Annotated in this window: 17 protein-coding genes; 12 read left to right on the top strand and 5 right to left on the bottom strand. The window is 59.6% G+C overall.

Going from position 1 to position 23064, the window contains the following annotated elements; all coding sequences use genetic code 11:
• Positions 1-300: 300 nt before the first annotated feature.
• Entirely contained in the window at positions 301-2298 is a 1998-nt protein-coding gene (gene betT, locus FGA82_RS04655) for a choline BCCT transporter BetT (RefSeq protein WP_141126193.1), read from the bottom strand.
• Between the two features lie 429 nt (positions 2299-2727).
• Here betT and betI point away from each other — a divergent pair, with 429 nt between their 5' ends.
• The 9 genes from betI (at position 2728) to yccS (ending at position 16533) form a co-directional block, all read left to right on the top strand.
• On the top strand, positions 2728-3321 hold the full coding sequence (gene betI, locus FGA82_RS04660; RefSeq protein WP_038363121.1) for a transcriptional regulator BetI: 594 nt from the start codon (positions 2728-2730) through the stop codon (positions 3319-3321).
• Between the two features lie 88 nt (positions 3322-3409).
• A complete protein-coding gene (gene betB / locus FGA82_RS04665; RefSeq protein WP_034153603.1) occupies positions 3410-4882 on the top strand; it encodes a betaine-aldehyde dehydrogenase in 1473 nt (490 codons plus the stop codon).
• 145 nt (positions 4883-5027) lie between these two features.
• Positions 5028-6731 (top strand): choline dehydrogenase, encoded by a 1704-nt coding sequence (gene betA / locus FGA82_RS04670; RefSeq protein ID WP_141126194.1) that lies wholly within the window; start codon positions 5028-5030, stop codon positions 6729-6731.
• Positions 6732-6987: 256 nt separating this feature from the next.
• A complete protein-coding gene (locus FGA82_RS04675) occupies positions 6988-8430 on the top strand; it encodes a TldD/PmbA family protein (protein WP_141126195.1) in 1443 nt (480 codons plus the stop codon).
• Positions 8430-9767 (top strand): TldD/PmbA family protein, encoded by a 1338-nt coding sequence (locus FGA82_RS04680; protein WP_141126196.1) that lies wholly within the window; start codon positions 8430-8432, stop codon positions 9765-9767. Before FGA82_RS04675 ends, FGA82_RS04680 begins: the two co-directional genes overlap by 1 nt.
• Positions 9768-9906: 139 nt before the next feature.
• Entirely contained in the window at positions 9907-11334 is a 1428-nt protein-coding gene (gene mdtD / locus FGA82_RS04685; protein ID WP_141126197.1) for a multidrug transporter subunit MdtD, read from the top strand.
• A gap of 128 nt (positions 11335-11462) precedes the next feature.
• Positions 11463-12800, top strand: a complete 1338-nt coding sequence (gene dbpA / locus FGA82_RS04690) for an ATP-dependent RNA helicase DbpA (protein WP_249384218.1) — start codon at positions 11463-11465, stop codon at positions 12798-12800.
• Between the two features lie 131 nt (positions 12801-12931).
• A complete protein-coding gene (locus FGA82_RS04695; protein WP_141126199.1) occupies positions 12932-14110 on the top strand; it encodes an NAD(P)/FAD-dependent oxidoreductase in 1179 nt (392 codons plus the stop codon).
• A gap of 230 nt (positions 14111-14340) precedes the next feature.
• Positions 14341-16533 carry a YccS family putative transporter gene (gene yccS / locus FGA82_RS04700; protein WP_141126200.1) on the top strand — a complete coding sequence of 731 codons (2193 nt, stop codon included), beginning with the start codon at positions 14341-14343 and terminating at the stop codon, positions 16531-16533.
• Between the two features lie 121 nt (positions 16534-16654).
• On the opposite strand, the gene FGA82_RS04705 is transcribed toward yccS, so the two are convergent.
• Positions 16655-17392 (bottom strand): substrate-binding periplasmic protein, encoded by a 738-nt coding sequence (locus FGA82_RS04705; RefSeq protein WP_141126201.1) that lies wholly within the window; start codon positions 17390-17392, stop codon positions 16655-16657.
• Between the two features lie 254 nt (positions 17393-17646).
• Here FGA82_RS04705 and FGA82_RS04710 point away from each other — a divergent pair, with 254 nt between their 5' ends.
• Positions 17647-18099 carry a GNAT family N-acetyltransferase gene (locus FGA82_RS04710; RefSeq protein WP_038358715.1) on the top strand — a complete coding sequence of 151 codons (453 nt, stop codon included), beginning with the start codon at positions 17647-17649 and terminating at the stop codon, positions 18097-18099.
• Positions 18100-18314: 215 nt separating this feature from the next.
• On the opposite strand, the gene FGA82_RS04715 is transcribed toward FGA82_RS04710, so the two are convergent.
• From FGA82_RS04715 to FGA82_RS04725, 3 genes are read right to left on the bottom strand one after another with little or no spacing between them, the layout of a single operon-like run.
• Positions 18315-18611 (bottom strand): winged helix-turn-helix domain-containing protein, encoded by a 297-nt coding sequence (locus FGA82_RS04715; protein WP_007913779.1) that lies wholly within the window; start codon positions 18609-18611, stop codon positions 18315-18317.
• Positions 18612-18635: 24 nt separating this feature from the next.
• Positions 18636-19130 (bottom strand): M48 metallopeptidase family protein, encoded by a 495-nt coding sequence (locus FGA82_RS04720; protein WP_141126202.1) that lies wholly within the window; start codon positions 19128-19130, stop codon positions 18636-18638.
• Positions 19131-19173: 43 nt separating this feature from the next.
• Positions 19174-21297, bottom strand: a complete 2124-nt coding sequence (locus FGA82_RS04725) for a putative bifunctional diguanylate cyclase/phosphodiesterase (RefSeq protein WP_016987240.1) — start codon at positions 21295-21297, stop codon at positions 19174-19176.
• 320 nt (positions 21298-21617) lie between these two features.
• Here FGA82_RS04725 and FGA82_RS04730 point away from each other — a divergent pair, with 320 nt between their 5' ends.
• A complete protein-coding gene (locus tag FGA82_RS04730; RefSeq protein ID WP_141126203.1) occupies positions 21618-22286 on the top strand; it encodes a polysaccharide lyase family 7 protein in 669 nt (222 codons plus the stop codon).
• 268 nt (positions 22287-22554) lie between these two features.
• Complete coding sequence (locus tag FGA82_RS04735) at positions 22555-22965, top strand: hypothetical protein (protein ID WP_141126204.1); 411 nt, start codon at positions 22555-22557, stop codon at positions 22963-22965.
• The last annotated feature ends 99 nt before the right edge of the window (positions 22966-23064 follow it).

A 23064-nucleotide genomic window follows, 5' to 3' on the forward strand; every position in this document is an offset into this window, starting at 1 on the left:
ACCCGGTCTTTACCCACCCTAGCCCTCTCCCAGAGGGAGAGGGGACTGACCGGGGGATGCTGCAGATCTACACCGACCTGATCTTGCTTCACCGAATCCATAATCGACTCGATCTTTCAGGTCGATGTACAACGCCAGACACCTCGGTCAGCTCCCTCTCCCTTGGGGAGAGGGTTGGGGTGAGGGGGCTTTTGACTGGCATTGAAATATCGAGTCGAACTCAGGCTTTGAAAAGCCCCCGATCTGCTCCCTTTCCCCCTCTCCCTTAGGGAGAGGGCTGGGGTGAGGGGGCTTTTGACTTTAGCTATACACCCGGCCAAGGAGCTGCCGATGGCTTTCAAACTGATCGAGCACATCGCGCGTGATCTGATCCTGCGTGAAGCCCATCAGGTCGTAATCCTGGCTGCCGTTGTGCAGATAAACCTCGGCGCGGTAGTAACGCTGGCGTGCTTCATCGGACTGGGCCGATTCGGTCGGGGTCGCCAGATAGCCATCCAGGCTGACTTCGTAGACGAAAGGGTTGCCCTCTTCCATCTCGACTCGCACGCCCATGCAGCGCTTGGATTTACCCAACAGCGTCTGCACTGTCAGACCCTGCGCACGCATCTGCGCGGTGGCATCTTCCAGCGCCGGGCTGACCTGCTTGTCCATAAAGCGCTGCACCACCGATTGGCTCGGTTGCAGATCCAGTTGCGTCAGGCGCTCGCTGAAACCACGACGACCGCGTTCTGCCAGTTGCGCTTGCTCCTGTTCGATCTGCACGTCTTGGCGCATCGCCTTGTGCAAGCCAAACATGAAGAACACCAGCACCACCGAGAACGGCAGACCGGCCAGCACCACCATGGTTTGCATGGCTTCGAAGTTACCGGCAAACAGCAGACCGATGGTCACCAGCGTGATCACCACCGACCAGAAGATCCGCAGCCAGTGCGGCGCATCTTCATCGACGTTGCCGCCCTTGCAGGACAGATTCGCCATCATCACCGCGCCGGAGTCGGCCGGGGTCAGGAACAGTACAAAGCCAACGAAGATCGACACACCGATGACGACTTTCGACGCCGGGTAATGTTCAAGCAATTGATAGATCGCCATCGACGGCTGTTCCAGCGCCGTCTTGCCGAGCTCCACCGCCCCATGGTTCATCACCAGGTCCAGCGCCGAGTTACCGAAGATCGACAGCCAGGCCAAGGTGAAGCCCAGCGGAATCAGCAGCACGCCAGCCACCAGTTCACGCACGGTACGACCACGGGAGATACGCGCGATGAACATGCCTACGAATGGCGCCCAGGAAATCCACCACGCCCAGTAGAACAGGGTCCACAGGCCCATCCAGCGCTCGGATTTGGCGTTGTCGCCTTCGTACACATAAAGGTCGAAGGTTTTCAGCACGATGCCATTGAGGTAGTCACCAATGTTCTGCACGAAGCCATTGAGCAGGTGCAGGGTCGGGCCAAACAGCAGGACGAAAATCAGCAGACCGCTGAACAGCACGATGTTCAGGTTGGACAGACGACGGATGCCGTTTTCCACGCCGGACACGGCAGCGATGGTCGCCACGGTGCTCATCACGATGATCACGATCAACAGGTTAGTGTTGCTGTGCTCCATGCCGAACAGGTTTTCCAGGCCCGAGGACACTTGCAGCGAGCCAATCCCCAGGTTGGTCACCAGACCCAGCAGGGTCACGAACATGCCGAAGCCGTCCACCGCGTGACCGGCCGCGCCCTTGACCCAACGCTCGCCGACCAGCGGATACAGCGCCGAACGCAGTGCCAGCGGCTGGTTATGACGGTAAGCAAAGTACGCCACGGCCAGACCGACCAGTGCGTAGATTGCCCAGCCGTGCAGGCCCCAGTGCAGGAACGTCAGCTGTACAGCCTGACGCGCGGCCATGTTGGTGGCCGATGCGCCTTCCGGCGGATTGAAGTAGTGATCCAGTGGCTCGGATGCGCCGAAGTACAGCAGCGAAATACCGATACCCGACGAGAACAGCATCCCCGCCCAGGCGCCGTAACTGAAATCCGGGGTGTCGTCCTTGCTGCCCAGTTTAAGTTTGCCGTACGAGGAAAACGCCAGGCCCACCACAAACACCAGGTAGGCGGCGATGACCACCATGTAGTACCAGCCGAAGCTGCGCGACAACCAGGCCTGAGCGATACCCAACAGTCTGCCGGCCTCTTGCGGGGCGATAATCAGAATGGCGGTCAACAACAGAATCAGCGCGGTAGAGGTGTAAAACACCCAACCGTTGACCGTCACCTTCTCGGGCGGGGTCTTTATAAGCGAGGCAGAACTCATGGCACAAATGCTCCAGGCAGTGCGAGAGAAGAACACAAGGCAACACGGAACCCGACCAATCGGTTAGTTGGCAGCCGACCGGCGGGTGATATAAAGACACCCCGAAAAAAGCCCGAACCTGCCGAAATGGCGCTGCGAATCGCTTTCGTGGCCGAAGGTGGACGGACGTTCATCCGAAACCTGGCCCTGAGCGTCTTGCCCTTTCAACACGTCCATCGAATCGCGAACCGCGCCATGCCCCATACAGGTTTCGAGCATTTTTGGATGTCGGTTTTATCGCCACTTACACGTAGGAAAAATCTGTAGGCAGCGACGATTTGTCGCAGATCTTATTCTTTGTTGATTGAACGTTCAATCAAAACAAAATAGACTGGCCGTCAATCCGATAGGCGTCATTCGCCGCTCGGAAGGCCTAAGGAGATGTGCAAGATGCCCAAGGTCGGTATGCAACCCATCCGCCGCCAACAACTGATCGAAGCCACTTTGCAGGCGGTCGATCAGGTCGGAATGGGGGACGCCAGCATTGCGCTGATCGCCCGTTTGGCCGGTGTCTCGAATGGCATCATCAGTCATTATTTTCAGGACAAGAACGGCCTGATTGCCGCCACGATGCGGTATCTGATGACAGCCCTCAGCGAGAGCGTCACCGCGCGCCGTCAGGCGCTGGCAGATGACAGCCCACGGGCGCATCTGCAGGTGATCATCGAAGGCAACTTCGACGCCAGCCAGGTCAATGGCCCGGCAATGAAAACCTGGCTGGCCTTCTGGGCCACCAGCATGCACCAGCCGTCTTTGCACAGGTTGCAGCGGATCAACGATCACCGTCTGTATTCCAACCTGTGCTGCGAGTTCCGCCGTGTGTTGCCGCTCGAAGATGCGCGCAGCGCAGCGCGTGGCCTGGCAGCGTTGATTGACGGCTTGTGGTTGCGCGGCGCTTTGTCGGGAGACGCCTTCGACACGGCGCAGGCGCAACAGATCGCTTACGAATACATGGATTTCCAATTGGCCAAGAAGGTGAGCTAGAGCACACAGAAAACGCTCGGCCCCTGAACGCCACCGCAGCCTCACCGCGGTGGTCAACGCCAACCACCAATGCACTTGCGAGGACACTATGGCCCGTTTCGAACTGCAAAAACTTTACATCGATGGCGCGTACTCCGACGCCGGCAGCGATGCCACCTTCGAAGCCATCAACCCGGCTAACGGTGAAGTCCTCGCACTGGTGCAACGTGCGACCAAGGAAGACGTCGAGCGCGCCGTGGTCAGTGCTGAAAAGGGCCAGAAAATCTGGGCCGCGATGACCGCCATGGAGCGTTCGCGCATCCTGCGTCGTGCCGTCGACATCCTGCGCGAGCGCAACGATGAACTGGCCGCGCTGGAAACCCTGGACACCGGTAAATCCTTCTCCGAAACCAAGTACGTCGACATCGTCACCGGCGCTGACGTGCTGGAATACTACGCAGGCCTGGTGCCGGCCATCGAAGGCGAGCAGATTCCTCTGCGTGACACTTCGTTCGTTTACACCCGTCGCGAGCCGCTGGGCGTTGTCGCCGGTATCGGCGCGTGGAACTACCCGATCCAGATCGCGCTGTGGAAATCCGCGCCAGCCCTGGCGGCCGGTAACGCGATGATCTTCAAGCCAAGCGAAGTCACCTCGCTGACCACCCTGAAACTGGCTGAAATCTATACCGAAGCCGGCGTTCCAAACGGTGTGTTCAACGTACTGACCGGCAGCGGCCGTGAAGTCGGCACCTGGCTGACCGAGCACCCGCGCATCGAAAAAATCTCCTTCACCGGCGGCACCGACACCGGCAAGAAGGTGATGGCCAGCGCTTCGGCTTCGTCGCTGAAAGACGTGACCATGGAACTGGGCGGCAAGTCCCCGCTGATCATCTGCGACGACGCCGATCTCGATCGCGCTGCCGACACCGCGATGATGGCCAACTTCTACAGCTCCGGTCAGGTCTGCACCAACGGCACTCGCGTGTTCGTTCCGGCGCACCTGAAAGCCGCTTTCGAAGCCAAGATCGTTGAACGCGTTGCACGCATCCGCGTTGGCAACCCGGAAGACGAAAACACCAACTTCGGCCCGCTGGTCAGCTTCGCGCACATGGAAAGCGTGCTGGGCTACATCGCCAAGGGTAAAGAGCAAGGCGCCCGCGTCCTGTGCGGCGGCGACCGTCTGACCGACGGCGAATTCGCCAAAGGCGCATTCGTGGCTCCAACAGTGTTCACCGATTGCACCGACGACATGACAATCGTCCGTGAAGAAATCTTTGGCCCAGTGATGGCGATCCTCTCCTACGAAACCGAAGAAGAAGTGATCCGCCGTGCCAACGACACCGACTTCGGCCTGGCCGCCGGTATCGTCACCAAAGACCTGAACCGCGCACACCGCGTGATTCATCAACTGGAAGCCGGTATCTGCTGGATCAACGCCTGGGGCGAGTCCGACGCAAAAATGCCGGTTGGCGGTTACAAGCAGTCGGGTGTTGGCCGTGAAAACGGGATCAGCTCTCTCAACAACTTCACGCGCATCAAGTCCGTGCAAGTCGAACTGGGTGAGTACGTTTCAGTTTTCTGATGAGCTGATCAGCTCCAAGCGGCAAGTTTCAAGCTGCAAGTAAAAGCAGTTTGGGGGTTGCCGCCCTCCCCGATTTCGAAGCCACCGCTCGCTGCTTTTTCTTGCAGCTTGAAGCTTGTGGCTTGCAGCTCCCTCAGGAGAACTTATGACTCAAGAATACGACTACATCATCATAGGGGCAGGTTCTGCAGGTAACACACTTGCGACCCGTCTGACTGAAGACGCCGGCGTCACCGTTCTTCTGCTCGAAGCAGGCGGCCCGGACTACCGTTTCGACTTCCGCACGCAAATGCCGGCCGCCCTGGCCTTCCCGCTGCAAGGTCGTCGCTACAACTGGGCTTACGAAACCGACGCCGAGCCACACATGGACGGTCGCCGGATGGAATGCGGTCGCGGCAAAGGCCTCGGCGGTTCCTCGCTGATCAACGGCATGTGCTACATCCGCGGTAACGCGATGGACTACGACGGCTGGGCGAAACTGCCGGGCCTGGAAAACTGGTCGTACCTCGACTGCCTGCCGTACTTCCGCAAAGCCGAAACCCGTGACATCGGCCCGAACGATTACCACGGTGGCGAAGGCCCGGTCAGCGTGACTACGCCGAAGGCGGGCAACAACCCGCTGTTCCACGCCATGGTTGAAGCTGGCGTACAGGCCGGTTACCCGCGCACCGAAGACTTGAACGGTTACCAGCAGGAAGGCTTCGGCCCGATGGACCGCACCGTGACGCCGAACGGCCGTCGTGCTTCCACCGCCCGTGGCTACCTCGACACCGCGAAAAAGCGTTCGACCCTGACCATCGTCACTCACGCCCTGACCGACAAGATTCTGTTTGAAGGCAAACGTGCTGTTGGCGTACGTTACCTGGTTGGCGACGCTGAAGAGCGTGTTGAAGTCAAAGCGCGCAAAGAAGTCCTGCTGTGCTCCGGCGCCATCGCTTCGCCGCAGATTCTGCAGCGCTCCGGTGTCGGCCCGGCCGAACTGCTGAAGTCGCTCGACATTCCGGTCGTTCACGATCTGCCGGGCGTCGGTGAAAACCTGCAGGATCACCTTGAGCTGTACCTGCAATACGCTTGCACCCAACCGGTTTCGCTGTACCCGTCGCTGCTCTGGTACAACCAGCCAGCCATCGGTGCCGAGTGGCTGTTCAACGGCACCGGCATCGGCGCCAGCAACCAGTTTGAAGCCGGCGGTTTCATCCGTTCGCGTCCGGAATTCGAATGGCCGAACATTCAGTACCACTTCCTGCCGGTGGCGATTAACTACAACGGCAGCAACGGTGTGAAAGAGCACGGTTTCCAGGCGCACATGGGTTCCATGCGCTCGCCAAGCCGTGGTCGCATCCAGGCCAAGTCGAAAGACCCGCGCCAGCACCCGAGCATCCTGTTCAACTACATGGCCACCGAGCAAGACTGGCAGGAATTCCGCGACGGCATCCGCCTGACCCGTGAAATCATGCAGCAGCCGGCACTCGATCAATACCGTGGCCGCGAAATCAGCCCGGGTATTGAAGTGCAAACCGATGAGCAGCTGGACAAGTTCATCCGCGAGCACGCCGAAACCGCGTTCCACCCGTCCTGCTCGTGCAAGATGGGCACCGACGAGATGGCTGTAGTGGATGGCGAAGGTCGCGTGCACGGCATGCAGAGCCTGCGTGTGGTCGATGCCTCGATCATGCCGATCATCACCACCGGCAACCTGAACGCGCCGACGATCATGATCGCCGAGAAAATCGCCGACAAGATCCGTGGTCGCCAGCCGCTGCCGCGTAGCACCGCGCCGTACTACGTTGCAGGCGATGCGCCGGTCAAAGGCAAGCCGATGCGTGATATCACCCCGGCTGCTCAGTAAGTTGAAGTGATCGTTCCCACGCTCCGCGTGGGAATGCATCCCGTGACGCTCTGCGTCATACAGCGGACGCAGAGCGTCCATGGCGGCGTTCCCACGCAGAGCGTGGGAACGATCTCCTGCCTCGCACAGTAAATCTTCCTACACCCCCTCTTCACTTGATCCTACCCCCACGCAGGCCTACTCTAGACCTCGCGCAACCGTTTCACCCCCTCCCCGCCGCTGCTCTACCGCTTCCCCCTGACAAGGAGGTTCCCGAATGTTCGATTTCCACCCCCAGCTCAAGCAGCGCTTCGCTGCCTTGCGCACGGGCGCTGAGTTCTTTTCCCTGCGGTATGTTCGCGAATCCGGCCAGTACCTGTCGGTGCGCAAGAATGTTGCCGAGCCGCCGAGCCTGAGCCGCGACGAAGGCGCGATGCTCACCGTTCGTGTCAATGGCGTTGAGGCCTACGCGGCGACCAACGACCTCTCGCAACAAGGCCTGCAAGCCGCGCTTGAACGCGCCGAGCTGCAAGCCCGCCGGCTCAAGCCGCACGCCTTGCTCGACCTGCGTGATCAGCCGGTGTCCAGCGATCGCGCTGATTACTTTTCACCCAATCTCGAACAAGCCTTCCCGTCCCTGAGCGAATGCTTCGAGCTGCTCGGCGCGGAATCCGCCTCGGTGCCAAAGGATGAGCGCCTGGTGAACTGGCAAGTGAGCATCGGCATCACTCACGTCGAGCAGATCTACCTGAGCAGCGCCGGGGCTGAATTGCGCCAGGCCCAGCGCTTCGTCTATCCGGGCCTCGACGTCACTGCCTACGACGGCAACGACAGCCAGACCCGCAGCCTCGGCCGCGAGAACTTCGGCCAACAGGGCGGCGCTGACGTGATCAGTCGCTGCGGTTTGATCGGCGCCGGCCCGCAAGTCGCCGATCAGGCCCTGCAACTGCTGCTCGCGCCGAACACCCCGCAAGGCCCGCGCGACCTGCTGTTGATGCCCGACCAAATGATGCTGCAGATCCACGAATCCATCGGCCACCCGCTGGAACTCGACCGCATCCTCGGCGACGAACGCAATTACGCCGGCACCAGCTTCGTCAAAGCCAGCGACTTCGGCAGCCTGCAATACGGCTCGAAGCTGCTCAACGTGACCTTCGATCCGGGCATTCCCGAAGAACTCGCCAGCTATGGCCACGATGACGACGGCAGCAAAGCGAGCAAACAATTCCTGATCCGCGATGGCCTGTTGTTGCGTCCGTTGGGCGGTGCGCTGTCGCAGTTCCGCGCCGGTCTCGATGGCGTCGCCAACAGCCGCGCCTGCGGCTGGAACCGTCCGCCGATCGACCGCATGGCCAACCTCAATATCGAACCGGGCGATCAGCCGCTGAACACACTGATCGAGGGCATCGAGAACGGCATCCTGATGAGCACCAACCGCTCCTGGTCGATCGACGATGCGCGCAACAAATTCCAGTTCGGCTGCGAATGGGGCCAGTTGATCGAAAACGGTGAACTCAAAGGCGTGGTAAAAAACCCGAACTACCGGGCGATTTCCGCGCACTTCTGGAAAAGCCTGCGCGCGGTCGGCGACGCCAACACCGTCAAGGTGCTGGGCACGCCAAACTGCGGCAAGGGCGAACCGAACCAGGTGATCCGCGTCGGCCACGCTTCGCCGGCCTGCGTATTCAGCAACGTTGATGTGTTTGGGGGAGACGCCTGATGAGCATTTCGAAGAGTCAGTCCGACGCCTTCAAGGTCATGGTCAATTGGCTGCGCGACAGCGTGCGCGAGCCGGAACAGTTCACCCTCAGCTTTGCCGCCGAATCCTCGGCGTTTGTGCGTTTTAATCACGCCAAGGTGCGTCAGGCCGGGCAAGTGCAGCAGGCCAACATCGTTCTGAAACTGATCAACGACGGGCGTCATGCAGACCTGCAAGTCACCCTCTCGGGTGATCAGGAAGGCGATCTGCAACGCCTTGCCGAAGGCCTGCAACAACTGCGCGAAACCTTGCCGTTGCTGCCGCAGGATCCGTATCTGCTGCTCAACCACAACGGCTGGCAGAGCCAGAATGTGCAGGAACATCCGTTGCCGGACACAGAACAGGTGGTCGATGAAATCTGCGCCGCCGCTGAAGGTCTGGATCTGGTGGGCTTCTATGCTGCCGGGCCGATCAGCCGTGGTTTCGCCAGTTCTTCGGGGGCGTTTGGCTGGCATCAGGCCAACAGCTTCAACTTCGATTTCAGCTTGTTCCACGAGAACGGCGAAGCGGTGAAAGCCAGCTACGCCGGGCATGACTGGAGCAGCGAAGGTTTCGCCAAGCGCTTTGGCCAGGCACGCGAGCAACTGGAATTTCTCGGCCGCCCGTTGCGCACGTTGGCGCCGGGGCAGTACCGCGCGTATCTGGCTCCGGCAGCGCTGGAAGAAATCATGGGCATGTTGAGCTGGGGCGGTTTCTCGGCGCAGTCGATTGCCAGCAAGAGCAGCCCGTTGCAGAAGCTGTACGTCGGCGATCAGGCCTTCAGTCCGCTGGTGTCGCTGGACGAGAAAGTCAGCGAATCGCTGAGCCCGGCGTTTTCCGGTGAGGGTTATCCGCGCAGCGATCTGCGTTTGATCGTCGAAGGCAAGGCCGGTGATCAACTGGTCGGCTCGCGCAGTGCGGCGGAATATGGCTTGGCCGCCAATGGCGCCGGTGGCGGTGAAATGCCAAGCGCATTGAACATGGCGGCGGGGGATCTGCCGCAAGCAGAGATCCTCAAGCAGTTGGGCACAGGGCTGTACATCAGCAACCTGTGGTACCTGAACTACTCGGATCAACCGGCCGCGCGCATGACCGGCATGACCCGGTTTGCGACCTTCTGGGTCGAAAACGGCGAGATCCAGGCGCCGGTCAGCACCATGCGCTTCGACGACAGCGCTTACAGCCTGCTCGGTTCGCAGCTCGAAGCGCTGACCACCGAGCGTGAGTTGCTGCTGTCGGCGAGTACCTACAGCCAGCGCAATACCTCGTCGGCATTGCTGCCGGGGGCGCTGGTCAGCCGACTCACGCTAACCCTCTGACAGCGATCGTTCCCACGCTCTGCGTGGGAATGCAGCCCGGGACGCTCTGCGTCCCAGCCAAAAGCGGACGCGGAGCGTCCGTTGAGGCATTCCCACGCAGAGCGTGGGAACGATCATCAAACAGACAACAAGAGGTTCCATGCCCAACCGCCCGCCTCTCGACGCCATCACCGCCCGCTGGTTGCCGTGGGTCGTCGCTATCGCTTTCTTCATGCAGTCCCTCGACGGCACCATCCTCAACACCGCCCTGCCCGCCATGGCTCGCGATCTGGCCGAAGACCCCTTGCGCATGCAGGGCGTGATCATCGCCTACATGCTCACCGTGGCCTTGCTGATCCCGGCCTCAGGCTGGATCGCCGACCGCTTCGGCACCAAGAAAATCTTCTTCGGCGCGATTCTGCTGTTCAGTTTCGGCTCACTGCTCTGCGCGCTGTCGAGCAGCCTGAGCATGCTGATCGGCGCACGGGTGATTCAGGGTCTGGGCGGCGCATTGATGCTACCGGTCGGGCGACTGGTGGTGCTGCGCGCCTACCCGCGATCCGAACTAGTGCGGATCATGGGTTTCATCACCATCCCCGGTCTGCTCGGCCCGTTGATCGGCCCGACCATGGGCGGCTGGATGGTCGAATACCTGACGTGGCATTGGATCTTCCTGATCAACCTGCCGGTGGGCGTGATCGGTTGCTACGCGGTATGGAAATTTATTCCTGACCTGCGCGGCACCGAGCGCACGCGGTTCGATAGCCTGGGTTTCCTGCTGTTCGGCGCGGCGATGATTTTGATCACCATCGCCATGGAAGGCCTCGGCGAATTGCACCTGCCGCACCTGCGGGTGATGTTGCTGCTGTTCGGTGGCATGGCCTGTCTGGCGGCGTACTGGTTGCGCGCCGGGCACATCGAAAACCCGCTGTTCGCACCGTCGCTGTTCAAGACCCGCACGTTTGCCGTCGGTATTCTCGGCAACCTCTTCGCGCGTTTGGGCAGCGGTGCTCTGCCGTTTCTGGTGCCGTTGCTGCTGCAAGTAGCGCTGGGTTATTCACCGTCGCAAGCGGGGATGAGCATGCTGCCGCTGGCCGCAGCGGCAATGATCGCCAAGTGGGTGGCGCGGCCGCTGATCGAACGCCTTGGCTATCGCATCGTCCTCACCGGCAACACGCTGGCGCTGGGGATCATGCTGGCGAGCATGGGCCTGGTCAGCGAGCAGACGCCGTACTGGCTGCTGTTGTGCCTGCTGGCGATTCTCGGCGCGATCAACTCGCTGCAATTCACGGCGATGAATACGGTGACCCTGATTGATCTGGACGATGCAAGCGCCAGCAGCGGCAACAGCTTGCTCTCGGTAGTCGCGCAGTTGTCGCTGAGTCTTGGGGTTGCCTGCGCCGGTGCGTTGCTCGGCGGCTTTACCGCAGAGATTGGTAACGATGGCGTGGAAACCGTACTCGGTGCGTTCCAGCTGACCTTCGTCACCGTCGGCATCATGGCGATGCTCGCTGCGACAATCTTCTCGCAACTGTCGAAAGAAGACGGCCGCCGCGCCAAACGCCCGCAAGAGCACATCGAACATTAACCGCTGTTCGTCCAGAACTTTCGAAGAAAGTGGCACGGGGCTGCTACACTGCGCGACATTTTGTTTTGCAGGCCAGTCCCGTGACCACCATCGCCACCGCTTTTAATACTCTGCCGCTGTCCGCCGCCATGCTGGCTAACCTCGAATCCCTCGGTTATGCCCAGATGACGCCGATCCAGGCGCAGAGCTTGCCGGTGATCCTCAAGGGGATGGACCTGATCGCCCAGGCCAAGACCGGCAGCGGCAAGACCGCTGCGTTCGGCATCGGCCTGCTCAATCCGATCAACCCGCGCTACTTCGGTTGCCAAGCGCTGGTGATCTGCCCGACGCGTGAGCTGGCCGACCAGGTCGCCAAGGAAATTCGTCGTCTGGCCCGTGCCGAAGACAACATCAAGGTCCTGACCCTGTGCGGCGGCGTGTCGTTCGGCCCGCAGATTGCTTCGCTGGAACACGGCGCGCACATCATCGTCGGCACCCCGGGGCGCATTCAGCAGCACCTGCGCAAGGGTTCGCTGGTCCTCGATGGCCTGAACACGCTGATCCTCGACGAAGCCGACCGCATGCTCGACATGGGTTTCTACGACGCCATCGAAGACATCATCGTCAAGACTCCAGAGCGTCGTCAGACCCTGCTGTTCTCCGCCACCTACCCGCTGGGCATCAAGCAACTGGCGTCGAAATTCATGCGCGATCCGCAAACGGTGAAAGCCGAAGCGTTCCACGATGACACGCAGATCGAGCAGCGTTTCTACGAGATTTCCCCGGAAGATCGCATGAGCGCAGTGACCAAAGTCCTGCACCACTTCCGTCCGGCGTCCTGCGTGGCGTTCTGCTTCACCAAGCAGCAAGTGCAGGAAACCGTCGATCACCTGACCGCCAAAGGCATTTCCGCCGTCGGCCTGCACGGCGATCTGGAACAGCGTGACCGCGATCAGGTGCTGGCGATGTTCGCCAACCGCAGTACTTCGGTACTGGTTGCCACCGACGTCGCCGCTCGTGGTCTGGACATCGATGCGCTGGACATGGTGATCAACGTCGAACTGGCGCGTGATTCGGAAATCCACATTCACCGCGTTGGCCGTACCGGTCGCGCTGGCGAGAAAGGCATCGCGATCAGCCTGGTTGCTCCGGGCGAAGCGCATCGCGCCCAAGCCATCGAGCAATTGCAGAAATCGCCGCTGAACTGGGATCAGGTCGATAACCTCAAGTCCCAGGGCCTCGCCCCATTGCAGCCGCCGATGACCACGCTGTGCATCGGCGCGGGCCGTAAAGACAAAGTGCGTCCGGGCGACATTCTGGGTGCATTGACTGGCGATGCTGGCATTCCGGGTGCGCAGGTTGGCAAGATCGCGATCTTCGATTTCCAGGCTTACGTAGCCGTGGATCGCACCGTAGCCATGCAGGCCTTGCAGCGTTTGAACGACGGCAAGATCAAGGGCCGTTCGCTGCGCGTACGCATCCTCTGACCTGATCGTTCCCACGCTCTGGGTGGGAATGCATCCCGTGACGTTCCGCGTCACATAACAACGGACGCAGAGCGTCCATGGCGGCATTCCCACGCAGAGCGTGGGAACGATCATTGTGTGAGGACACCGTTTTGCGCTCTACCGAAGTCGTGATCATTGGCGCTGGCGCCGCTGGGTTGATGTGTGCACTGACCGCCGCCGGGCGTGGGCGTCAGGTATTGCTGCTCGACCACGCGAACAAGGCCGGCAAGAAAATCCTGATGTCGGGCGGTGGCCGCTGCAATTTCACCAACATGTACACCGAGCCGAGCAATTTCCTCTCGCAGAATCCGCATTTCTGCAAATCCGCGCTGGCGCGTTACACCCAGTGGGATTTCATCGGCATGGTCGGCAAACACGCCGTGCCGTACCACGAGAAGAAACTCGGCCAGTTGTTCTGTGATAACAAATCCAGCGACATTCTCGAAATGCTCCTCACCGAGTGCGATCAGGCCGGCGTCGAGCTGCATCTGGACACGTCGATTCAAACGATCGAGAAGCTCGAAAGCGGTTACCTGCTCGACACCACCCTCGGTCAGGTTCAATGCCAGTCGCTGGTGATCGCCACGGGCGGCTTGTCGATCCCGACGCTGGGTGCCACCGGTTTCGGTTATCAGGTCGCCAAACAGTTCGGCCACGAGTTGCTGCCGACCCGCGCCGGGCTGGTGCCGTTCACCATCACCGATCAGCTCAAGGAACTGTGCACCGAGCTGTCCGGAACGTCGGTGGATTGTCTGGTCAGCTGCAACGATCAGAGCTTTCGCGAGAACATCCTGTTCACTCACCGTGGCCTCAGTGGCCCGGCGATTTTGCAGATTTCCTCGTTTTGGGAATCCGGCGACACCGTGGAGATCAACCTGCTGCCGGATCACGACGCCGCGAGCTGGCTGCAGCAGCAAGTGGCCGAGCGTCCGAACAGTGAATTGAAAACCCTGCTGGGTGAGATTTTCACCAAGAAGATGGCCAATCTGCTGGCGGACAACTGGTTTGCGTCCAAGCCGATGAAGCAGTACACCCATGCGGAACTGGCGGAAATTGCCGAGAAGCTGGGCAGCTGGAAAGTCGTGCCGGCGGGGACTGAAGGTTATCGCACGGCCGAAGTGACTCTCGGTGGCGTAGATACCCGCGAAGTGTCGTCGAAAACCATGGAATCGCTGAAAAGCCCGGGTCTGTACTTCATCGGCGAAGTGCTCGACGTCACCGGCCACCTGGGCGGCTTCAACTTCCAGTGGGCCTGGGCCTCCGGCTACGCTGCTGCGCAATACGCCTAACTCAGAGCCAAATACAAAACCCTGTAGGAGTGAGCCTGCTCGCGATAGCGGCCTGTCAGCCAATAAATTCGGTGACAGACACAACGCTATCGCGAGCAGGCTCACTCCTACAGTTGTTATGTGTGATGCAGTAAGGAACACTTTTTGCTGTCAGATGTGATCGGCGCCATTGCGTCGGCGTCATTACTGGCTCAATTTAGCGGCATCGCCTCGGAAGGCCTTCGCACTTCATGTCCTCGACCTCGTTTCGTCAGTCTTTGCGGCGCCTGTGGGCGCTGGATAAATTCAGCTACAGCGTGCGGGTGTTCATCGCCCTGACCGGCAGCATGGCGCTGTGTTGGTATCAGGATGAAATGGGCCTGCTGATCCCGTTGTTCCTGGGGATTATCGCCAGCGCCCTGGCCGAAACCGACGACAGTTGGCAGGGCCGCCTCAACGCCCTCGCCGTAACGCTGGTGTGTTTCAGCATCGCCGCGCTGTCGGTGGAATTGCTCTTCCCCTACCCCATCGTGTTTGCCATTGCTTTGGCGCTGGCCAGTTTCGGCCTGACCATGCTCGGGGCGCTCGGCGAGCGTTATGGCGCGATTGCCTCGGCGACGCTGATTCTGTCGGTGTACACGATGATCGGCGTTGATCAGCGCGGCGGCGCGGTCACCGATTTCTGGCACGAGCCGATGCTGTTGGTCGCGGGCGCCGCGTGGTACGGCTTGCTCTCGGTGTTGTGGCAGGCGATGTTTTCCAATCAACCGGTGCAGCAAAGTCTGGCGCGGTTGTTCCGCGAATTGGGTTTTTACCTGAAGCTGAAATCGTCGCTGTTCGAGCCGATCCGGCAGATGGACGTCGAAGCCCGGCGCCTGGAACTTGCCCAGCAAAACGGTCGCGTGGTGGCGGCGCTGAACAGTGCCAAGGAAATCATCCTGCACCGCGTCGGCAATGGCCGCCCCGGTTCGAAAGTCAGCCGTTACCTGAAGCTGTACTTCCTCGCTCAAGACATCCACGAACGTGCCAGCTCTTCGCACTATCCGTACAACGCGCTGGCCGAAGCGTTCTTCCACAGCGACGTGCTGTTCCGCTGCCAACGCCTGTTGCGCCAGCAAGGCAAAGCCTGCCGCGCCTTGGCCGAATCGATCCAGATGCGCCAGCCGTTCATTTACGACGCGAGTTTCGCCGAAGCCCTGAGCGACCTCGACGCCTCCCTCGAACATTTGCGCATCCAGAGCAACCCGGCGTGGCGCGGACTGTTACGTTCGCTGCGCGCACTAGCGGCCAACCTCGGCACCCTCGACCGCTTGCTCAGCGACGCGAGTAATCCCGATGCCTTGGCCGATGCGACCGACAGCAGCCTGCTCGACCGCTCGCCGCGCAACCTCAAGGACGTCTGGATTCGCCTGCGCACGCAACTGACGCCGACGTCTTTGCTGTTCCGCCACGCCCTGCGCCTGCCATTGGCGCTGAGTATCGGCTACGGCATGGTGCACTTGATTCACCCGTCACAGGGTTACTGGATCATCCTCACCACCCTGTTCGTCTGCCAGCCAAACTACGGCGCGACGCGGCGCAAACTCGGTCAGCGAATTTTCGGCACCGCCATCGGCCTGACCGTGGCTTGGGCACTGTTCGATCTGTTCCCAAGCCCGTTGGTGCAGTCGTGCTTCGCCATCGCCGCCGGCGTGGTGTTCTTTACCAACCGCACCACCCGCTACACCCTGGCGACGGCGGCGATCACCATCATGGTGTTGTTCTGCTTTAACCAGGTCGGTGACGGTTACGGGCTGTTCCTGCCACGGTTGTTCGATACCTTGCTGGGTAGCCTGATTGCCGGTCTGACGGTGTTCCTGTTCCTGCCGGACTGGCAGGGTCGGCGCCTGAACAAAGTGCTGGCCAACACCCTGACCTGCAACAGCATTTACCTGCGCCAGATCATGCAGCAATACGCCGCCGGCAAGAGCGACGACCTCGCCTATCGGCTGGCCCGCCGCAATGCGCACAACGCTGATGCAGCGTTGTCGACGACGTTGGCGAACATGCTCATGGAGCCGGGGCATTTCCGCAAAGAAGCGGATGTCGGTTTCCGCTTTCTGGTGCTGTCGCACACCTTGCTGAGTTATCTGTCAGGGTTGGGTGCGCATCGCGAGACTCAGTTGCCAGCGGATGTGCGCGAGCATTTGATTGATGGCGCCGGGGTGAAACTGGCGACGAGCATCGACGAAATTGCCCAAGGGCTGGCGAACAAGCAGCCGGTGGCGATTCAGAGTGACGAGGAAGAAGCGCTGGCCAATGAGCTGGAGCAGATGGCCGATGAGATCGATGAAGGGCAGCGGTTGGTGCAGACGCAGTTGGCGTTGATCTGCCGGCAACTCGGACCGTTACGTACCCTGGCGGCTCATCTGATCAAGGACACCAGTGAGGTCAGCGCTGGCTGACAGGACGCCTTCGCGAGCAAGCTCGCTCCCACATTTGTTCTGTGTCGTTCACGAATCCAATGTGGGAGCGAGCTTGCTCGCGAAGAGGCCATCAGCCACACAGAGAATTCTGGATCAGCCTTCACATCCCATGCTGCCTCAACAACTTGTCATAACTGCCATCCTCCTTCATCGCCGCAATCGCCTTATCAAACCCCGCAACAATCTGCTCATGCTGCGGATTCTTCAGACTGACCAATATATGCAGGCTGTTCTCACTCAACGGCTTGGGCAAAAACTCCACCGAATTGCGCACCTTGGCGGATTCCCGCGCCAGGTAATACTTCGCCACATACTCATCTTCCAGCGTCAGCTTGACCCGATCCGCCGCGAGCATGCGCACGGCCATGGCGAAGTTATGCACAGGGACTTTCTGCAACGCCGTGTCGGCATCGAACGGCGGCGAATAGGCGTAGCCGCGCACCACCGCAATCGGATAGGTGTGCAGTTGTTGCAGGTTGGAATAATCGAGTGGCGTGTCTTTGCGCTTGAGAAAGCGGATGCGGTTGAGCAGGTATTCCCCGGAAAACTGGCCGAGCCTGGTTCGCTCGTCGTTGTACCAAGCGTTGACCAGCACGTCGTAACGGCCCTCGCCAACCCCCAGCAGCGCCCGCGCCCAAGGCACCTGCTCATAACCGCTGGCATAACCGGCCCGGGCCAGCGCCGTGCTGACGATGTCGGTGGCCAGACCGCCGTTGACCAGCGTGTCGTCGGTAAAGGGTGGCCAGATATCAAACACCAGCCGCAGCTTATCCGCTGCAGCGCTCTGACTCAGCAAGAGCAGTCCGATCAAAGCAAAGGCTCGATGCAAACGCGGCATGCTTGAAATCCTTAGCGGGCAGGTTGCCCGGCATGTTTTCAGCCAAAACCCCAAGGCCCCTTACCGGCAAAACCCAGGCCCTAACATTAGCTCATTGCAGCCAGTGCACAGGGCTCTCCAGCAGATTACACAAAGTCGCCGAGGCTGCGAGAAAGGAATGATGGCATTTTGACCTTTGTCACAGACTCTTACGCCATAAAGACATCTTTGCCGCAGGCGCTTAGTATCGGGCGACACGTTCAAGGAATCGGCACATGACAATCGAATGGGTCTGCAAACATCACAGTGATCTGGGCAAGGAACAGCTGTACGCGCTGTTGAAGCTGCGCTCGGACGTGTTCGTGGTTGAACAGAAATGCGCTTATCCGGACCTCGACGGCCAGGATCTGGAAGGCGATACCTATCACCTGATGGGTTGGGAAGATGATCAGTTGATGGCGTACCTGCGCCTGCTGGATCCGGAATCCCAGGGTGGCGACGTGGTGATCGGCCGGGTGATTACTGCACCGCAGGGCCGCGGCAAAGGGTTGGGGCACGAAATGATGGAGCAGGCGCTGAAACAGGCGGAGAAGCATTGGCCGCAGGTGCCGATTTATCTGTCAGCGCAGGCGCATTTGCAGGGGTATTACGGCAAGTACGGGTTTGTTGTAGCGGGTGAAGAGTATCTGGAGGATGACATTCCGCATATCGGCATGCGTCGCGCTTGAACAGCCCTCACCCTAGCCCTCCCGAAACGTCGGACCGCCCATAGGGAGAGGGGACTGACCGAGTTGTGCCGCACTATCCGCCGACCTGAAAAACAGTGTCGATTATGGATTCAACGGCGCTCGTTCACGTCGGCGTAACTCTCAAATATCCCCCAATCGGCCCCCTCTCCCTATGGGCGGTCCGACGTTTCGGGAGGGCTGGGGTGAGGGGCTCTTCAGGGATACTCCAGAACAGCCTTGATCTGCCGCAAATTACGTTCGATCCACCCACGATCAATCGCTCCCCACTCGCGAATCCGATAGCGCCCGGCATGGTTGCGCGCGCCCTCTTCCTGCTCGAATTCACACACGATATCCAGATCCGCCAACGCCGCAATCGTGTCCTGCGCCGTGCGCCGGGGCATGCCGGTCACTTCGGTCAGCGTCGGCACACTCGGGGCCAGACCGCTATCGATCAGGTACGCCACATACAAGCGGCGGTAGAAACTGCTTTTGGTCTTGCTGACGTCCATCCCCACCTTCCTGGTTGCGTACGATTAAGCCTGCATGTCCCGCCAAGTCAGGTACACACGCAGATCGAACTCGACCTGGTGATACCCCGGCAGCATGTGCTCGCACAATTTATAGAACGCCTTGTTGTGATCCGACTCCTTGAAGTGCGCCAGTTCATGCACGACGATCATTTTCAGAAAGTCCGGCGCGGCATCCTTGAACAACGAGGCGATACGAATCTCTTTCTTGGCCTTGAGCTTGCCGCCCTGCACCCGTGAAACCGTGGTGTGCAGACCCAGTGCACGGTGCGTCAGGTCGAGGCGGTTGTCGAACAGCACCTTGTCGATGGCCGGGGCGTTGCGCAGGTATTCCTGCTTCAGGTCCAGCGCGTAGTTGTACAAGGCCTTGTCGCTTTGCACATCGTGTCGCCCCGAATAGCGTTGATTCAGGTATTCACCCAGACGCCCTTCGGCGATCAGTTGGCGCACCTGATCCTGTAATTGCGCGGGATAGGCCTGGAGGTACTTCAACACAGTCATGGACAAGCGACACGGTTCGAAAAGGTGCGCCAGTGTAGCGAATTCAACCGGGCAGCGCGCTCCAGTCAAACGGCTCGGCGAAGCTCGCAGCGTCCTCGGCGATCAGTGGCCGCGCCACGAGGAAGCCTTGCACGTACTCGCAGCCATGGGCTTGCAGCCATTGGTATTGCTCGATGGTTTCCACCCCTTCGGCGATCACCAGCAAACCGTATTGCTTGCACAGACTGATCACCGTGCTGACCAGTGAGGCGTCGCGTTTCGAGTCCGGCAAGCGCGCAATGAGATGGCGATCAAGCTTGAGCGTATCCAGCTCCAGATCGCGCAGATGCGCCAGCGAACACGGCCCGGAGCCAAAATCATCCAGCGCCACGCGCACGCCGAGATTGCGCAGCAAGCGCAACTGCTTACGGGTTTCGTCGGGGTTTTGCATCAAGGCTTCTTCTGTAACTTCGACCTCCAGTTGCCGAGGCTGCAAGGCGTGCCGCTCCATGACCTGGCGTAACTCGGTGACCAGATTCGGCAGGCTGAACTGGGTGTTGCTCAAACTCACGCCCAGCACCAGATCTTCGGCAAACAGGGTTTCCCAGGCTTTGCGCTGACCGGCACCACGATGATAAATCCAGCTGCCGAGGCGACTGATTAATCGCGCCTCCTCCAGCAACGGCAAAAACAGCCCTGGCGGCACATCGCCGACACTTGGATGCTGCCAGCGCAGCAAGGCTTCAAAACCGCGAATCTGGCCCGTGTCGATGGCCACTTGCGGTTGATAGACCAGATTGAAATCGCGGTTCTCGATGGCCGCGCGCACGCTCTCCTCAAGCATCAGCCGCGAACGCGCCCGACCGTTCATTTCATGATCATAGAAACGATATTGCTGACGCCCGGCGCGCTTGGCTTCGTACATGGCGATGTCCGATGCGCGCAGCAATCCGTCGAGATTCGAGCCGCAGTCCGGATAAGTGGCAATGCCGATGCTGGCGCCGAGGGCGATGTCCAACCCTTCGATCTGCTGACAGATCGACACCCGCTCGATGAGCTTTTCGGCAATCTTCGCCGCTTGCTCGGGAAACTCCAGATCGAGCAACGCAGTAAATTCATCACCGCCCATGCGCGCGAGAATGTCGAACGGTCGCAGACAGGCCTTCAATTGCTCGGAGACCCAGCGCAACACCCGATCGCCGGCATCGTGACCGAGTGAATCGTTGACCCGTTTGAAGCCATCAAGATCCAGATACAGCAAGACCCAACTGCTATCACTGCGCTCACCACGCAACAGCAGATTTTCAACGGTCTGGTAAAAGCCGCGACGGTTGAGCAAACCGGTCAGTGGATCGGTCACTGCTTGAAATTCGAGCTGCTGGTGCAGGTGACGCACCACCGACATGTCCAGCACAGTCACCACCATCGCGTGTTGCTCGGCGGGCAACGCCGCACAGGACAGCGCCACCGGCACTTGCTGGCCGGGCGCCGTGCGCAGCAAGGCGTCGTGCAGCCTCAACGTCTCGCCACGCTTGTAGCTGGCATAAAATTCGGAATCAGCCCACAGCGGAATGTGCGGCTTCTGTAGAAAATCGAGAAACTCCTTACCTTCCAGCTCCTTCACCGGTGCATTCAGCAACCGCGAAATCGCCGGGTTGGCAAAGCGAATCAAGCCGTCCTCGCCCACCACCAATATTCCCTCGGCAGCGTTATCCAGCACCGAGGCATTGAAGGCGCGCGCCACTTCCAGGTCATGACTCAGGCGCTGTAACGCGCGGCGATTGCGCTGGTGTTCCAGCAACGCCTGCACTTTGGGCTTGAGGATCTGTGGGTCGAACGGTTTGAACAGGTAATCCACCGCGCCACTGGCGTAGCCCTTGATCACGGCGTCCTGGGATTGCTCGTTGGCGGTCAGAAAGATGATCGGCGTCAGGCGCGTGCGCTGGCTGCCACGCATCAGGCGCGCCACTTCAAAGCCGTCCATGCCCGGCATCTGCACATCCAGCAGCACCAGGTCGACGTCGTGCGAGAGCAGAATATTGAGCGCTTCGAATCCGGAGGCTGCGGTGAGGACGTGCCAATCCTGGCGCTGCAGCAACGCGCGCATGCTGATCAGATTTTCAGGGTAATCATCAACGATCAAAAGGACAGAGCTGCCTTCACCTGGCGGGGGTTGCGCGCATTCCATGCTGCTTCTCTTGTCGGGACTTTTGGTCGGTTGCCGGTAAAAACCGCACACATACTGAGCCTTCACTCTAGTACTGGATCCAAGAAAGCAGAAGCTGTCATCAGGCCATCATTTAACCAAAGCGTGAATTTGCCGACTAACGGTCACCGCTCAAGCCCCCGGAAACCGGCACAGATGGCATTTCGACAGGATGTTGACGTCAATCATCTGCCAAACGGGCGTTAACAAATTTTCCCTCTACGCTTATAAAGGCCGCCCCAAAACGTGCGGGCTAGAGCTTCTGGCACGTACGTGCAGTGAAACTTGGTGGAAGAACCGACATGATCGATCTCGCAACCTGGAACCTCAGCGTTCCCGTTGGCAGCCCGCCATACACCGTCGAAACCTCCAAACTGGTGAACGGCTTCAAAGATCAGTACTTCCATTCCGACACCGGCACCTTGTTCTTCTGGTCACCGGTTACCGGGTCAAAAACCGAAAACGCCATCTACCCACGCACCGAATTGCGCGAAACCTACAGCAACGGCACCCTGCGCAACTGGTACTACCCGGATGCCGACAACTCATTGCGTGCGACCGTGACGGTGAACAAGGTGCCGAGCTCCGGCAAGATCGTCATCGGCCAGATCCACGCGTATGAAAGCCAGAAGCCGATGGTCAAACTTGAATACCAGTACAAGACCAAAACCGAAACCGGCAACCTGGTGATCAAAGTTCGCATGCACCCGGACGAGGATGAGAGCCGCGTCATTACCCTGGCTACCGGGATCAAGCTGGATCGCGAATTCAACTACCTCATCCACTTAAGCCCCGGCGGCGCACTCGGCATCAGCGCGGCGGGTTATCAGTGGGACTCACAGATCAGTGCGACATGGCGCAACAAGCCGTTGTATTTCAAGGCTGGGGTTTATGTGCAGGACAACACCGGGTACACCAGCGAAGGTGGCCAGGTAACCTTCTCCAAACTCGACATCGATCACGACAAATAACCCGCCCGCCCAACGCATTCTCCCGGCAGAAGCTGCCGGAGGCTGCGATCTTTTGATCTTGTTTTTGATTCTTGAAAGACAAATCAGAAGATCGCAGCATTCGGCAGCTCCTGCAGGTTTCAGCACCCACTCCCGCTGCGATCAAACGGACTTAAAAAACATAGTGAAATCCAAAAAAAGTATAAAAACCTGTCAGACCTGACAGTTGGCCCTGGTAATCAACCCCGATAACGTTGGCTGACACGTCAATCCGCCAAGAAGCCACGCCATGCCAGGTCCACTCGGAAACTTCTGCAACGACGACAACAGCTTCTGCATAGACATTACCCATGCAAACGCAAACAACGGGCAGTTGTGGGGCACGCTGAAAGACAATGCTCTGAGCTACCCGATTGCAGGGTCTTATTACCACCGAGACAGCACCTACACCGACGTTTGGTTCATGACCGACAACGCCGATGCAAAAGACAGCTGGCAAGGAGAAATAGACTGCTTGAGAGGTTACCCGACACTCAGCGCCATCCGCGCTCATGCGACGGGAGAAGGTCGCCACGCCTTGACCGGTTATCACTTGAAAGAAAGGCCTGCTCCCCAGTCAATTCACTGCGCTCATTCAAGTACGCAGACACCGCTTTACGGTGGGTTACTCGTTCAGTTGAAGCGCTGGATGATTGGTTGAGCCGTTTTAGTTCCAGCCTTTAAACAGCGCTGTTTAGATCTGTCCGCAGTTACTTCCGGATGCCTACAACAGCTTGCGTCGTTGCCTACCACTACGCCA

Source organism: Pseudomonas fluorescens, from assembly GCF_005938625.1.
Classification (GTDB): Bacteria; Pseudomonadota; Gammaproteobacteria; order Pseudomonadales; family Pseudomonadaceae; genus Aquipseudomonas; species Aquipseudomonas fluorescens_BD.

Excerpts from the sequence above, each read along its gene's own strand:
- betI (WP_038363121.1), top strand. The coding sequence starts at position 2,728 with ATGCCCAAGGTCGGTATGCAACCCATCCGCCGCCAACAACTGATCGAA.
- FGA82_RS04735 (WP_141126204.1), top strand. The coding sequence starts at position 22,555 with ATGCCAGGTCCACTCGGAAACTTCTGCAACGACGACAACAGCTTCTGC.
- FGA82_RS04725 (WP_016987240.1), bottom strand. The coding sequence starts at position 21,297 with ATGGAATGCGCGCAACCCCCGCCAGGTGAAGGCAGCTCTGTCCTTTTG.
- FGA82_RS04680 (WP_141126196.1), top strand. The coding sequence starts at position 8,430 with ATGAGCATTTCGAAGAGTCAGTCCGACGCCTTCAAGGTCATGGTCAAT.
- FGA82_RS04705 (WP_141126201.1), bottom strand. The coding sequence starts at position 17,392 with ATGCCGCGTTTGCATCGAGCCTTTGCTTTGATCGGACTGCTCTTGCTG.
- FGA82_RS04730 (WP_141126203.1), top strand. The coding sequence starts at position 21,618 with ATGATCGATCTCGCAACCTGGAACCTCAGCGTTCCCGTTGGCAGCCCG.
- betT (WP_141126193.1), bottom strand. The coding sequence starts at position 2,298 with ATGAGTTCTGCCTCGCTTATAAAGACCCCGCCCGAGAAGGTGACGGTC.
- mdtD (WP_141126197.1), top strand. The coding sequence starts at position 9,907 with ATGCCCAACCGCCCGCCTCTCGACGCCATCACCGCCCGCTGGTTGCCG.
- FGA82_RS04715 (WP_007913779.1), bottom strand. The coding sequence starts at position 18,611 with ATGGACGTCAGCAAGACCAAAAGCAGTTTCTACCGCCGCTTGTATGTG.
- FGA82_RS04720 (WP_141126202.1), bottom strand. The coding sequence starts at position 19,130 with ATGACTGTGTTGAAGTACCTCCAGGCCTATCCCGCGCAATTACAGGAT.
- FGA82_RS04675 (WP_141126195.1), top strand. The coding sequence starts at position 6,988 with ATGTTCGATTTCCACCCCCAGCTCAAGCAGCGCTTCGCTGCCTTGCGC.
- dbpA (WP_249384218.1), top strand. The coding sequence starts at position 11,463 with ATGCTGGCTAACCTCGAATCCCTCGGTTATGCCCAGATGACGCCGATC.
- betA (WP_141126194.1), top strand. The coding sequence starts at position 5,028 with ATGACTCAAGAATACGACTACATCATCATAGGGGCAGGTTCTGCAGGT.
- FGA82_RS04710 (WP_038358715.1), top strand. The coding sequence starts at position 17,647 with ATGACAATCGAATGGGTCTGCAAACATCACAGTGATCTGGGCAAGGAA.
- betB (WP_034153603.1), top strand. The coding sequence starts at position 3,410 with ATGGCCCGTTTCGAACTGCAAAAACTTTACATCGATGGCGCGTACTCC.
- yccS (WP_141126200.1), top strand. The coding sequence starts at position 14,341 with ATGTCCTCGACCTCGTTTCGTCAGTCTTTGCGGCGCCTGTGGGCGCTG.